This is a genomic window from Caulobacter sp. LARHSG274 (assembly GCF_052871235.1).
This window is the reverse complement of sequence record NZ_JBIXJO010000025.1, coordinates 15,727-27,906: the sequence shown is the minus strand read 5'-3', so window position 1 is coordinate 27,906 and position 12,180 is coordinate 15,727. Positions and strand designations below refer to the sequence as shown.

10 protein-coding genes and 1 tRNA gene are annotated in these 12,180 nt (G+C 68.3%); 3 read left to right on the top strand and 8 right to left on the bottom strand.

All coding sequences use genetic code 11. The features are described 5' to 3' along the window. Nucleotides 1–43 precede the first annotated feature (43 nt). Nucleotides 44–1,060, top strand: coding sequence for an LLM class flavin-dependent oxidoreductase (locus ACIPQB_RS24020; protein WP_446487768.1), 1,017 nt, complete (start codon nt 44–46; stop codon nt 1,058–1,060). Nucleotides 1,061–1,066: 6 nt separating this feature from the next. On the opposite strand, the gene ACIPQB_RS24015 is transcribed toward ACIPQB_RS24020, so the two are convergent. The 3 genes from ACIPQB_RS24015 to ACIPQB_RS24005 are packed head-to-tail and all read right to left on the bottom strand — an operon-like array spanning nt 1,067 to nt 3,455. Further along, nucleotides 1,067–2,290, bottom strand: a complete 1,224-nt coding sequence (locus ACIPQB_RS24015; RefSeq protein WP_446487767.1) for a glycosyltransferase family 4 protein — start codon at nt 2,288–2,290, stop codon at nt 1,067–1,069. 60 nt (nt 2,291–2,350) lie between these two features. Beyond that, complete coding sequence (locus ACIPQB_RS24010; protein WP_446487766.1) at nt 2,351–2,518, bottom strand: hypothetical protein; 168 nt, start codon at nt 2,516–2,518, stop codon at nt 2,351–2,353. 55 nt (nt 2,519–2,573) lie between these two features. Beyond that, the gene (locus tag ACIPQB_RS24005; RefSeq protein ID WP_446487765.1) at nt 2,574–3,455 is read right to left on the bottom strand and encodes an SPFH domain-containing protein; all 882 of its coding nucleotides are present in this window, start codon (nt 3,453–3,455) and stop codon (nt 2,574–2,576) included. A gap of 105 nt (nt 3,456–3,560) precedes the next feature. On the opposite strand from ACIPQB_RS24005, the gene ACIPQB_RS24000 reads away from it, so the two are divergent. Beyond that, nucleotides 3,561–4,814 (top strand): glycosyltransferase, encoded by a 1,254-nt coding sequence (locus ACIPQB_RS24000; protein ID WP_446487764.1) that lies wholly within the window; start codon nt 3,561–3,563, stop codon nt 4,812–4,814. A 163-nt stretch (nt 4,815–4,977) separates the two neighbouring features. On the opposite strand, the gene ACIPQB_RS23995 is transcribed toward ACIPQB_RS24000, so the two are convergent. The 5 genes from ACIPQB_RS23995 to clpX form a co-directional block, all read right to left on the bottom strand. Further along, nucleotides 4,978–6,102: a winged helix DNA-binding domain-containing protein gene (locus tag ACIPQB_RS23995; RefSeq protein ID WP_446487763.1), complete on the bottom strand. Its 1,125-nt coding sequence runs from the start codon at nt 6,100–6,102 to the stop codon at nt 4,978–4,980. A gap of 52 nt (nt 6,103–6,154) precedes the next feature. After that, a tRNA-Val gene (locus ACIPQB_RS23990) sits at nt 6,155–6,229 on the bottom strand. Between the two features lie 129 nt (nt 6,230–6,358). Then, the gene (locus tag ACIPQB_RS23985; RefSeq protein WP_446487762.1) at nt 6,359–6,637 is read right to left on the bottom strand and encodes an HU family DNA-binding protein; all 279 of its coding nucleotides are present in this window, start codon (nt 6,635–6,637) and stop codon (nt 6,359–6,361) included. Between the two features lie 147 nt (nt 6,638–6,784). Then, entirely contained in the window at nt 6,785–9,184 is a 2,400-nt protein-coding gene (gene lon, locus ACIPQB_RS23980; RefSeq protein ID WP_446487761.1) for an endopeptidase La, read from the bottom strand. Nucleotides 9,185–9,584: 400 nt separating this feature from the next. Beyond that, nucleotides 9,585–10,847 (bottom strand): ATP-dependent Clp protease ATP-binding subunit ClpX, encoded by a 1,263-nt coding sequence (gene clpX, locus ACIPQB_RS23975; RefSeq protein ID WP_446487760.1) that lies wholly within the window; start codon nt 10,845–10,847, stop codon nt 9,585–9,587. Nucleotides 10,848–11,238: 391 nt separating this feature from the next. Between clpX and ACIPQB_RS23970 the strand changes: the two genes are divergently transcribed. Then, nucleotides 11,239–11,910 (top strand): HAD-IB family hydrolase, encoded by a 672-nt coding sequence (locus tag ACIPQB_RS23970; protein WP_446487759.1) that lies wholly within the window; start codon nt 11,239–11,241, stop codon nt 11,908–11,910. Nucleotides 11,911–12,180 lie beyond the last annotated feature (270 nt).

The following is a 12,180-nucleotide window of genomic DNA, read 5'->3' as shown; positions in this document are numbered from 1 at the left end:
CGCGCGTCTTGAGGTTCGCCCCCCGCGTCACGATCTAGCCTGCATGCCGCACGCCCAAGCCCTGCCCTTTTCCGTCCTCGACCTGGCCCCGGTTCCGCAAGGCGTCGCCGTCGGCCAGGCCCTCCATAACAGCCTGGACCTGGCCCGCCACGCCGAGCGCCTGGGCTATCACCGCTACTGGCTGGCCGAGCACCACAACATGCCGGGCATCGCCAGCGCCGCCACCGCCGTGGTCATCGGCCACGTGGCCGCCGGCACCTCGACGATCCGGGTCGGCTCGGGGGGCGTGATGCTGCCCAACCACGCGCCGCTGATGGTGGCCGAGGCCTTCGGCACCCTGGCCGCCCTTTATCCCGGCCGGATCGACCTGGGCCTCGGCCGCGCGCCGGGGACCGACCAGGCGACGATGCGCGCCCTGCGCCGCTACATGGGCGCGGTCGACAGCTTCGCCCAGGACGTCGTCGAGCTGCAGGGCTGGTTCAAGCCGGCCCAGCCGGGCCAGGCGGTGCGAGCCGTGCCCGGCGAGGGCCAGGACGTGCCCCTGTGGCTGCTGGGCTCCAGCACCTACAGCGCCCAGCTGGCGGCGGCGCTGGGCCTGCCCTTCGCCTTCGCCGCCCATTTCGCCCCCGACCAGCTGATGGAGGCGATCGCCCTCTATCGGCGGCACTTCAAAGCGTCCGAAGCCCTGGCTCGGCCCTATGTCCTGGTCTGCATCGGCGTCTGCGCGGCCGAGACCGACGCCGCCGCGCGGCGGCTGTTCACCTCCAGCCAGCAGCAGTTCGTCGCCCTGCGGCGGGGCAATCCCGGCCTGCTGCCGCCGCCGGTCGACGATATCCGCCAGGTCGCATCCGAAACCGAGATCGCCGGCCTGGACCATACCTTCCGCTACGCGGCGATCGGCGCGCCCGACACCGTCCGCGCCAAGGTCCGGCAGGTGGTGGACGCCACCGGCGCCGACGAGCTGATGGCCGCGTCCCAGATCCACGATCACGGCGCGCGGCTGCGCTCCTACGAGATCCTGGCCGACGTGCGAGGCGACCTGAACAAGGCCGCGGCCTGATCGAGCCTATTGGGCCGGCAGGGGTTGCTCGACCGGCCCGGTGAACGCCGCGCAGCCGGTCAGCCGGCCGTAGATCGCCGACAGCTGTCGGAACACCGGATCCCAGCCGTGCCTCTGCTCGGCGCGCAGGCGGGCCGCCAGGCTCAGGGCCGGCACGTCGCGGGCGAACACCGATTCGACGGCTTCGGCGAAGGCCCGCGCCTCCGACGCCGTGGCCAGGGCGCCGACGGTCTCGTCCACCGATTCGGCGACGCCGCCGGCCGCCACGCCGATCACCGGCAGGCCGCAGGCCATGGCCTCCAGCACGATCAGGCCGAAGGGCTCGTTGTCGTTGGCGTGGACGAAGGCGTCGCAGCCGGCCAACACGGCGGCCAGGCTCTGCGGATCGCGCAGATAGTCCATGCAGATCACCCGGTCGCTGGACGGCGCCCCCGCCCCTGCCCCGACGAACAGCAGCACATAGGGATCGCCCAGGCGCTCGACGGCCTCGACCAGGACGTCCAGGCGCTTTTCCTTGGCCGGCCGGCCGGCGAACACCAGGATGCGGTGGCGGCTGGTCAGGCCCAGTTCGCGGCGCAGCGCCTCGCGGTCGCCGCGGGAGGGATTGAAGATCTCGGTGTCGACGCCCAGGGGCAGGCCGATGGCGTCCTTGACGCCGGCCTCGATCAGCCGCCCTGCGATGAACTGGCTGGGGGCCACGGCTTGGTCGAACTGGCTGTAGATCGCCGCCCAGCGCTTCTGCACGGGTTTTTCGGCCCATTCGCCGATGTGCAGGGCCGCCAGGGCCCCCAGGTCGGTATGGCAGAAGCCGACCACCGGCACCCCCAGGGCCCCGCCAGCCTTCAGGGCGGCCAGGCCGGGGGTGTAGGGATCGCCGGCCTCGATGATGTCCGGCCGCTGACGAATCAGCCGCTCCATCCAGGCAGTCTTGCCGACCGGCCAGCGATAGCCGTCGCCGAACGGCAGGGGCGCGGCATAGATCGACACCCGTCCGTGCCCGTCATGGGCGTCGCGCGGACCGGGCACCACCAGGGTGTGGCGGACCTCCGGCCGATTCGCCGCGATCCAGGTGCGTTTCGAGTTCAGATAGCGCCGAACCCCGCCGCTGCGGGGCGCATAGAGCATGGTGGTGTCGACCAGCCTGACCGGCTTTCCGTCCGGGTGGGCGGTCCTGAACAGGAACTGTTCAGCCTCGCTCAACGCCGAAAGCGGATCAAACCTCATATTCATCACGCCCGAACCTCGCTTATCGACCGCTTCCGCCGTGACGGTCGCTGAGTCTTAAGGCACTCACGGCGACGGAGGTTCCTCCGAAGCTGAACCGCTGTCCAGCGGTCGCAGCGCGCCACGACGCGAGAGGGCCTCGCGCAGCAGCATCTCGACCTGGGCGTTGACGCTACGCAGTTCGGCCGCCGCGAGGTGTTCGACGGCGGCCAGCACGTCGGGGCGCACGCGCATCAGGAACGCGCGGCGCCCGCCTTTCGACGCATCGGGTGGAGACGCGGCCAACGGATCAGCCGTACAGCGTGCCGGTGTTGACCACGGGCTGGGCCTCGCGATCGGCGCACAGCACCACCAGCAGGTTGGACACCATCGCCGCCTTGCGCTCGTCGTCGAGGACCACGACCTCCCGCTCGCTGAGCTGCTGCAGGGCGTTCTCGACCATGCCCACCGCGCCGGCGACGATCGTGCGGCGGGCGGCCAGTACGGCCTCGGCCTGCTGGCGCTTGAGCATCGCGCCGGCGATCTCGGGCGCATAGGCCAGGTGCATCAGGTGCGCTTCGTCGATCGACACCCCGGCCACGATGGTGCGGCCGCGCAGATCGGTCAGCAGGCGTTCGCTCACATGGGCGGCGTCGGACCGCAGGGTCGGTTCGCCGCTGTCGTCGTGGTCGTAGGCGTAGTGCGAGGCCGTCTCGCGCAGCGCCGTCTCGATCTGGATGTGCACGAAGGCTGTGTAGTCGTCGACGTCGAACAGGGACTGGGCGGTGTCCGACACCCGCCAGACGATGTTGGCGGCGATCTCGACCGGGTTGCCGCGCTTGTCGTTGACCTTGAGGGTCTCGCTGGTGACGTTGCGCACCCGCAGGCTGATCTTCTTGCGGCCGTACCAGGGCAGCACCCAGCGCAGGCCCGTCCGGCGATCGGTGCCGACATAGGTCCCGAACAGGGTGATGACATAGGCTTCGTTGGGCTGCAGCGCGTAGAAGCCGCAGGCGATGAACACGAACAGGACGATCAACGGCAAGGTCACGAGCACCCCGATCGGGGCGCCCATCCTGAACGCCCAGACTGCGGCGACGATCAGCAAAGGCAGAAACAGCAGCGGCAGGCCGCCGCGGATTCCGCCGCCGGCGCGTTCGGTCGATCGGTTGATATTCGGAGCGTCGGACATTGGAGCCCTCCCAGGTTGATAACAAAGTGATATCACTTTGATTGCTTATGGCAAGGCTCTATCGGATCGCTTACGCAAGCGGCGAACATCCGGTCGAGGATTCTGATGGCGCGGTATCTCTTCACCACCTGGGAAGGCGGCGGCCATGTGCAGCCGATGCTGCTGGTCGCCCGCGACCTGGCCGCGCGGGGCCATGAGGTCCTGGTCCTGAGCGACCCCTGCAACGCCCCCGACGCCGCCGCCCTGTCCACGCCCTTCCGGGCCTGGACGACCGCGCCCGTCCAGACCGGCAAGACCCGCGAAGACGACCGGCTGAAGGACCACGAGGCCGACAACCCGCTGGCGGTGATCCAGCGCCTGCTCGACCGGGTGATGTCCGGTCCGGCCCTGGCCTATGCGCAGGACACCTTGGCGGCCATCGACGCCTTCGCGCCGGACGTGGTCGTCTCGCAGGAACTGCTGCTGGGCGCGATGGCCGCGGCCGAGGCGCGGCGCCTGCCCCTGGCCCTGCTGGCCGCCAACATCTGGTCGCTGCCGACGATGCCCGGCGCGCCGCCGTTCGGGGCCGGCATGCTGCCGGCGGCCAGCGACGAGGAGAAAGCCATGCACGCCATGGTCGGCCAGATGAGCCGCGGCTTCTTCCAGGCCGGCCTGCCTGACCTCAACACCGCCCGCGCCGCCCTCGACCTGCCGCCGCTGGCCGACCTCTTCGAGCAACTGGACGCCGCCCGGGCGATCCTGCTGGCCACCAGCCGCGCCTTCGACTTCGCGCCGGAGCCCCTGCCCGCCCCCTTCGCCTATGTCGGTCCCTATCTCGCCGATCCCGCCTGGGCCCGGCCTTTCACCCCGCCGCCGGGCGACCTGCCGCTGGTGGTGGTGTCGTTCTCCAGCCTCTACCAAGCCCAGGAACCCGTCCTGCGGGCGATCATCGCCGCCCTCGGCGCGCTTCCGGTGCGCGGCGTGGTGACCACGGGACCGACGATCGATCCCGCCGAGTTCGACGCCCCGGCCAACGTCGCCGTGGTCCGCAGCGCGCCGCACGGCGACCTGCTGCGGGACGCGGCCCTGTTCGTCACCCACGCCGGCCACGGCTCGACCCTGCGGCCGCTGATGGCCGGCGCGCCGCTGCTCTGCCTGCCGATGGGCCGCGACCAGCACGACAACGCCGCCCGCGTCACCCACCGCGGCGCCGGCCTGACCCTGCCCGCCGACGCCGCCCCGGACGCGATCGCCGCGGCGGTCCGTCGCCTGCTGGACGAGCCCGCCTTCAGGACCGCCGCCCAGACCCTGGGCGCGGCGATCCGGGCCGACGAAGCCGCGCGCGACGCCGCGGCCGCGCTTGAGGCGCTGGTCGGCTAAGGCGCTGATTGAAGGCGGAATCATCTTTCATCCGTCTCCCCGGCGAAGGCCGGGGCCCAGGTCGTAGGGCTGTGCGTTCCGGATAGGCGTCCAACACGACGGCTGAATCTGGGCCCCGACCTTCGCCGGGGAGACGGGATAGGGTGGGCGTTTCTATCGAGCCCTAGCTCTCGACGACGTCGATCCGGACGTCGCCGCCGGCGTGCCTGGCCGCGAAGGCCAGCAGGCGCTCGCCCTCCTCCGCCACCGTCCTGGCGACGGCCCCGGCGGGCCGGTCGAACAGTTCGACGTACAGGGTTGACGTCGTCTTGCCGTCCTCGATGCGCCAGCGCCCCGCCGTGAAGCCGTCGATCAGCACGGCGGCGCGCACGACGCCGTTCGCGGTATAGAGGCGGCGCTTGTGTTCCGCCGACATCACCCGCGTCCGGTCCTCGTGGGCCAGCAGTACGTTGTCGAACTCGCCGAGAAAGCAGACGGGCGCGTCGGTCTCGGCTGCGGGCCGCTCCGCCCCGGGAAGATCGAACAGTTCCACGCCGTCCTCGCCCAGGAACGAGACCAGCGACGGCCGGAGCGCGTCGAAGGTGGCCGCCAGGCGGGTGCGGCCCAGCCAGGCCTGGGCGTCGGCGACGCTGGCGGGGCCGAACGCCGCCAGGTAGCGCCGCACGAGGTCGGCCAGGGTGAAGCCGGGCCTGGCCGCGGCGAGCCGATCCTCCACCGCCGCCAAGGTCGGCTGGCCGCTGCGCCCCCACAGGCCGCGCGGCGGCAGTTGCAGCATCGGCAGACCGATGCGCGCCGCCATGGCCAGGGCCTGGGGATCGCGTCCAGGCCATCGCTCCGCGAAGGCGTTGCGAAGCTGGGCGGCGGTCAGCGGACCCCGCCGCAGCAGGTCGCGCGCCGCCGCGGCGATCTCGACTAGGTCCAGTCCCGCCAGGGCGCGGCCGTGAACGCCGCCTTCGGTCAGGAACCGGTCCAGACCCGGCTGGATCAGCGGCCGGATCGCCGCGAAGTCCTCGGCGGCGGCGATGTGAAGCGTGCCCCGCATCAGCGTGCCGCGCGCCAGACTGAAATCCTCCAGCCGATCGGACAGTTTTTCCGGCGCGAAGGCCTGCAGCCGGGTCCAGAGCGCGAAATACGGCGCCCGGGCCGCCTGGGCCTGCAGAGCGATCAGCCGATCCAGCGCCTCAGATACGGAAAGATCGGCGCGCCGCAACAGGTGCTGCCGCGCCAGCAGCGCCCGGTTCAGCGCCCGGCGATCCAAGGTCTCTGCGATGGATTTCCTGCCGGCCAAGCCAACGGGCTCCGTTCACGTCGTCGGATCGATACTGCAACGGCTGTGAATGTGGTGGGCGGTGAGGGGATCGAACCCCCGACCCTCTCGGTGTAAACGAGACGCTCTACCGCTGAGCTAACCGCCCTCAGGTCAATTCAAGGCGAGGCCAGGACGGACGAGGATGTGGGAGATACCCCGTCCGCCCTAGAAAGTCCCGCATAGAAAAAGGGCGGGACACCGCTCGGCGGCCCGCCCCCGAAATCTGGATACTGGATCAGCCGTTGAGCGTGGTCTTCAGACCTTCGCCGACCTGGAACCGGGCGGTCTTCGAGGCCGGACGGTTGACGGTCTCGCCGGTGCGCGGGTTGCGGGCGGTGCCGGCGGCGCGCGCCACGGCCTTGAACGTGCCGAAACCAACGAGGCGAACATCCTCGCCCGACTTCAGCGAAGCGGTGACGGCGTCGATAAAGGCTTCCAGGGCATCCTTGGCCTGGTTCTTATTGATGCCCGCCTTTTCGGCGATCGCCGTGACGAGTTCGGCTTTTGTGGTCATGTTCTTCTCCCAGCATGAAAGCGGCGGCGCTGGTTGCAGCTGACACCGCTTCGCTTGGGCAGGAGTATGCGGGCTTCAGACGGCCCGTCAAACGAAGGCGGCGCGGAAAACCTCCGCACCGCCTAAGTTATCAACAATAAGTTACTATCAGTGGGTCAGAACAGCGTCGCTATCGCTGTCGTCGACCTTCGCAGTTGCAGCAATCGGCTCGTCTTCTTCTCGCCACTCGACCGGCGTGAGCGGGCCGGTCAGGGCGTGTTTCAGCACTTCGTCGAAGGTCGAGACCGGGATGATCTCCAGGCCGACCTTCACGCTCTGCGGGACATCCGCCAGATCCTTCTCGTTCTCCTGAGGGATCAGCACGGTCTTCACGCCCGAGCGCAGGGCCGCCAGCAGCTTCTCCTTGAGGCCGCCGATCGCCGTGACCCGGCCGCGCAGGGTGATCTCGCCGGTCATGGCGATGTCCTTGCGGATCGGGACGCCGGTCAGCACCGAGACGATGGCCAGGGCCATGGCGCTGCCGGCCGACGGACCGTCCTTGGGCGTGGCGCCGTCCGGAACGTGCACGTGGACGTCGGTCTTCTCGAACACCGGCGGCTTGATGCCGAACTGCACGGCCCGCGAGCGGACGTAGCTGTTGGCCGCCGAGATCGACTCCTTCATCACCTCCTTGAGGTTGCCGGTGACCGTCATGCGGCCCTTGCCCGGCATCTTCACGGCTTCGATGGTCAGGATGTCGCCGCCGAACTCGGTCCAGGCCAGGCCGGTGACGATGCCGACCTGATCGACTTCGTCGGTCTCGCCGTAGCGGTACTTCCTGACGCCCGCATACTTGGCCAGCCGCTCGTCGTCGATGGTGATCGAGCTGACCTTCTCGCGCGCCAGGTCGCGAACGGTCTTGCGCGCCAGGTTGCCCAGTTCCCGCTCCAGCGACCGCACGCCGGCTTCCCGGGTGTAGTAGCGGATCAGGTCGTGGATGGCCTTTTCCGGCACCTCGAACTCGCTCGCCTTCAGGCCATGGTCCTTCATCTGCTTGGGCAGGATGTGGCGCTTGGCGATCTCGACCTTCTCATCCTCGGTGTAGCCGGGGATGCGGATGATCTCCATGCGGTCCAGCAGCGGCTGGGGCATGTTGAGGCTGTTGGCCGTGGTGACGAACATCACTTGGCTGAGGTCGTAGTCGACCTCCAGATAGTGGTCGCCGAAGGTCGAGTTCTGGGCCGGGTCCAGCACTTCGAGCAGGGCCGAGGACGGGTCGCCGCGATAGTCGCTGCCCATCTTGTCGATCTCGTCCAGCAGCACGAAGGCGTTGGTGGTCTTGGCCTTCTTCATGGTCTGGATGATCTTGCCGGGCATCGAGCCGATATAGGTGCGGCGGTGGCCGCGGATCTCGGCCTCGTCTCGCACGCCGCCCAGGGAGATGCGGGCGAACTCGCGCCCAGTCGCCTTGGCCAGCGAACGGCCCAGCGAGGTCTTGCCGACGCCCGGAGGACCGACCAGGCACAGGATCGGGCCCTTCAGCGAGCCGGTGCGGGCCTGCACGGCCAGATATTCAAGGATGCGCTCCTTGACCTTCTCCAGGCCGTAGTGGTCCTCCTCGAGCACCGCCTCGGCCTCGACCAGGTCGATCTTCTTGGTCTTGGCCTTGCCCCACGGGATCGACAGCATCCAGTCGAGATAGTTGCGCACGACCGTGCTTTCGGCCGACATCGGGCTCATGTTGCGCAGCTTCTTCAGCTCGCCCTCGGCCTTGGTGCGGGCCTCCTTGGACAGCTTGGTCTTCTTGATGCGCTTTTCGAGCTCGATCAGTTCGTCGCGCTGATCGTCGGGATCGCCCAGCTCGCGCTGGATCGCCTTCATCTGCTCGTTCAGGTAATATTCGCGCTGGGTCTTCTCCATCTGGCGCTTGACGCGCGAGCGGATCTTCTTCTCGACCTGCAGCACCGAGATCTCGCCCTCCATCAGGGCGAAGACCTTTTCCAGGCGCTTCACGACGTCGAAGATTTCCAGCAGGTGCTGCTTGTCGGCGATCTTGACCGACAGGTGGGCCGAGATGCTGTCGGCCAGCTTGCCGGGCTCGGCGATCTGCGGGATCGAGGCCAGGGCCTCGGGCGGCACCTTCTTGTTCAGCTTGACGTAGTTCTCGAACTGCTCGACGACGGCGCGCGACAGGGCCTCGGCCTCGGGGCCGACGCCGTGGTCCTCGCTGACCTCGCCGACCTGGGCCTCGTAGAAGGACTCCTGGTCGGTGAACCGCACCACGGCGGCGCGCCCCTTGCCCTCGACCAACACCTTGACGGTGCCGTCGGGCAGTTTCAGCAGCTGCAGCACGGTGGCCAGAACGCCGACGTCGTAGATGTCGGAGGGCGCGGGGTCGTCATCGGCGGAATTCTTCTGGGTGACCAGAAGGATCTCCTTGCCGCCGCGCATCACTTCCTCGAGGGCGCGCACAGACTTGTCGCGACCCACGAAGAGGGGAACCACCATGTGCGGGAACACAACGATGTCGCGCAAGGGCAGCACAGGAAGCGTACGAATCTCAGACATGATGCTTTCTACTCCTGGGCCGGTGCGTTTGATCGCACTCAGCCACGCGGGCCGCCGTCACCCAGACGATGCGCCTGAGTCGTACGGCCCGTCCGCCCGGGACTGAGCGGATGGTCGTTATTTATGTGGACCTTTTGCAACACGGTTCAAGCGGGCTCGCCTGATAGCGGCGACGAGTCGCGCTGAAGCGGTCAAGCCGCCGAGAACATGCCCCTTGGCCAACTTGGCCGTGCAAGGTCCTTGCGCCGAGATGGGCAGAACCGACCGACTCTTTCCCGCGGCCCAGGCCCCTCCGCGGAGAAACCATCCTTTTCGGGGCCGTATCCAGCGCCAGTGTGATGAAAAAGGCGCGTCCGGCGGGACCGGACGCGCCTGGTTTTCACGGCGGCGCCGCGAAGGATCAGGCCGAAGCGGCCCCGCCCTTCTTCTCGGCGTAGATCAGCAGCGGCTGGGCCCGGCCTTCGACGACCTCGGCATTGACCACCACTTCCTCGACGCCCTCGTAGTTGGGCAGCTCGAACATGGTCTCCAGCAGGATGCCTTCCATGATCGACCGCAGGCCGCGGGCCCCGGTCTTGCGCAGGATGGCCTTCTTGGCGACGCCGTGCAGGGCGTCGTCGGTGAAGGTCAGGCCGATGTTCTCCATCTCGAACAGGCGCTGGTACTGCTTGACGAAGGCGTTCTTCGGCTCGGTCAGGATCTTGACCAGGGCGACCTCGTCGAGGTCCTCCAGGGTGGCGATCACCGGCAGGCGGCCGATGAACTCCGGGATCAGGCCGAAGCGCTGCAGGTCGTCCGGCTCGACGCCGCGCAGGATCTCGCCGGTGCGACGCTCTTCCGGATCGGCCACCTTGGCGCCGAAGCCGATCGACTTGCCCTGGCCGCGCGCCGAGATGATGCGCTCCAGGCCTGCGAAGGCCCCGCCGCAGATGAACAGGATGTTGGTGGTGTCGACCTGCAGGAACTCCTGCTGCGGATGCTTGCGCCCGCCTTGCGGCGGCACGGAGGCGACGGTGCCTTCCATGATCTTCAGCAGGGCCTGCTGCACGCCCTCGCCCGACACGTCGCGGGTGATCGACGGATTGTCCGACTTGCGGCTGATCTTGTCGATTTCGTCGATATAGACGATGCCGCGCTGGGCGCGCTCGACATTGTAGTCGGCGGCTTGCAGCAGCTTGAGCACGATGTTCTCGACGTCCTCGCCCACATAACCGGCTTCGGTCAGGGTGGTGGCGTCGGCCATCGTGAACGGCACGTCGATGATTCGGGCCAGGGTCTGGGCCAGCAGCGTCTTGCCGGTGCCGGTCGGACCGACCAGCAGGATGTTCGACTTGGCCAGTTCGACGTCGTTGTTCTTCGACGCGTGGTTGAGGCGCTTGTAGTGGTTGTGCACCGCTACAGCGAGCACCTTCTTGGCGTGATTTTGCCCGATCACGTAATCGTCCAGGACTTCGCAGATCTCCCGCGGCGTGGGCACGCCGTCCTTGGACTTCACGAAGGCGATCTTGTGCTCTTCGCGGATGATGTCCATGCAAAGTTCGACGCACTCATCGCAGATGAACACCGTCGGACCCGCGATGAGCTTACGCACCTCATGCTGGCTCTTTCCGCAGAAAGAACAGTAGAGCGTGCTCTTGGTGTCGCCGCTCGCGGCTTTCGTCATGGTCGCTTCTCACGCTAGGGCGGTCGAGGCCGAAGCCGAAACCACCGACTCCGTAGCGCCTATCCCGCCACCGAAGCGCCAGGATATCCGCCGGGAGTTGTCTAATCCTTGACATTCCCCGATCCGGGCGCACGGCACAAGCCTTGGAGCCGATTTACAGCCCCCAAGTTCGTGGATGGTGCGCGCGGTTTCATGGAATTCTTCCCTAAGATGGCGTTCCACGACGTCAACGCAAGCCGCGTGGCCTTCGCTCCCGGCCGGACCGACGATAAGGCCCGGGTGTGAACGACCTGGACGCCCGTTCGCTTGAACCTGCGATGACCTTAGGCGGCCAGGGCGGAATCGTGTTGCAAGGCCGGCAGAGTTGCGGGGCGCGCGAGCGCGGAGACCAATGGCGAAACGTTCACTGATGGCCAAGGGGCTGACCGCCTCCACGGGCATGACCGGCGACCTGCACGAGGGGCCGCCGCTGGTGGCCTTCGACTTCGACGGAACCCTGACCGTTCGCGACAGCTTCACGGCCTTCCTGAAGTGGCGAGTCAGTCCGGCCCGCCACGCCATCGGGATGATCCGCCTGTTTCCCGCCGCCATGGCCTATGTGTTCGATCGAAACCGCGGCAAGATCAAGGCTGCGGCGGTGCGGGAATTCCTCAAGGGCGTCAGCCTCGAGCAGCTGGAACGCGAGGCCCGCGCCTTCGCCCAGTCCGAGGCGCCGCGGCTGTTTCGCCCCGACGCCCTGGCCGTCTGGCGGCGCTGGCGGGCCAAGGGCGCCAAGCTGGTGATCGTCACCGCCTCGCCCGACCTGGTGGTCGCGCCCTTCGCCCGCGGCCTGGGGGCCGACGTGCTGATCGGCTCGCGCCTGGCCTTCGACGCCGACAACCGGGTCGCCGGCGTCCTGCTCGGCGCCAACTGCCGCGGGGCCGAGAAGGTCGCCCGGCTGCGCGAGCGGTTCGGCGACAATATGTCGCTGGCCGCGGCCTATGGCGACACCTCCGGCGACCGCGAAATGTTGGCCATCGCCCAGGAGAAGGGTTACCGCATCTTTAGGGGCAAGCCGGGCTGATTTTGGCATGGCGCATCCCTGTCGTGTGTCGTCGTGACGCGGCTTGACCGCCTCACGCGGCGGGCCGCTGAAGTTCGGGGGAGGGCTGCGGAGCGCCGGGCCAGGCCCGGAAGCTTTGTAAGAAATACCGTTTCGACCAGGACCAACGCTCCGCGCGATCATTATCTCAGGAGCGCCCGGCGGTCGGCGCTGTTGACGCCTCGCCGACTGAAGCCCCCGGCGGGCGGGCCGGGCCCACGAAGCCCAGTCCCGGAACGCACGGGTCTCCCC

Bases quoted from the DNA above. Each gene is read 5' to 3' on its own strand.
- ACIPQB_RS24020 (WP_446487768.1), top strand. From the start codon at position 44: ATGCCGCACGCCCAAGCCCTGCCCTTTTCCGTCCTCGACCTGGCCCCG.
- ACIPQB_RS24015 (WP_446487767.1), bottom strand. From the start codon at position 2,290: ATGAATATGAGGTTTGATCCGCTTTCGGCGTTGAGCGAGGCTGAACAG.
- ACIPQB_RS24010 (WP_446487766.1), bottom strand. From the start codon at position 2,518: ATGCGCGTGCGCCCCGACGTGCTGGCCGCCGTCGAACACCTCGCGGCG.
- ACIPQB_RS24005 (WP_446487765.1), bottom strand. From the start codon at position 3,455: ATGTCCGACGCTCCGAATATCAACCGATCGACCGAACGCGCCGGCGGC.
- ACIPQB_RS24000 (WP_446487764.1), top strand. From the start codon at position 3,561: ATGGCGCGGTATCTCTTCACCACCTGGGAAGGCGGCGGCCATGTGCAG.
- ACIPQB_RS23985 (WP_446487762.1), bottom strand. From the start codon at position 6,637: ATGACCACAAAAGCCGAACTCGTCACGGCGATCGCCGAAAAGGCGGGC.
- lon (WP_446487761.1), bottom strand. From the start codon at position 9,184: ATGTCTGAGATTCGTACGCTTCCTGTGCTGCCCTTGCGCGACATCGTT.
- clpX (WP_446487760.1), bottom strand. From the start codon at position 10,847: ATGACGAAAGCCGCGAGCGGCGACACCAAGAGCACGCTCTACTGTTCT.
- ACIPQB_RS23970 (WP_446487759.1), top strand. From the start codon at position 11,239: ATGGCGAAACGTTCACTGATGGCCAAGGGGCTGACCGCCTCCACGGGC.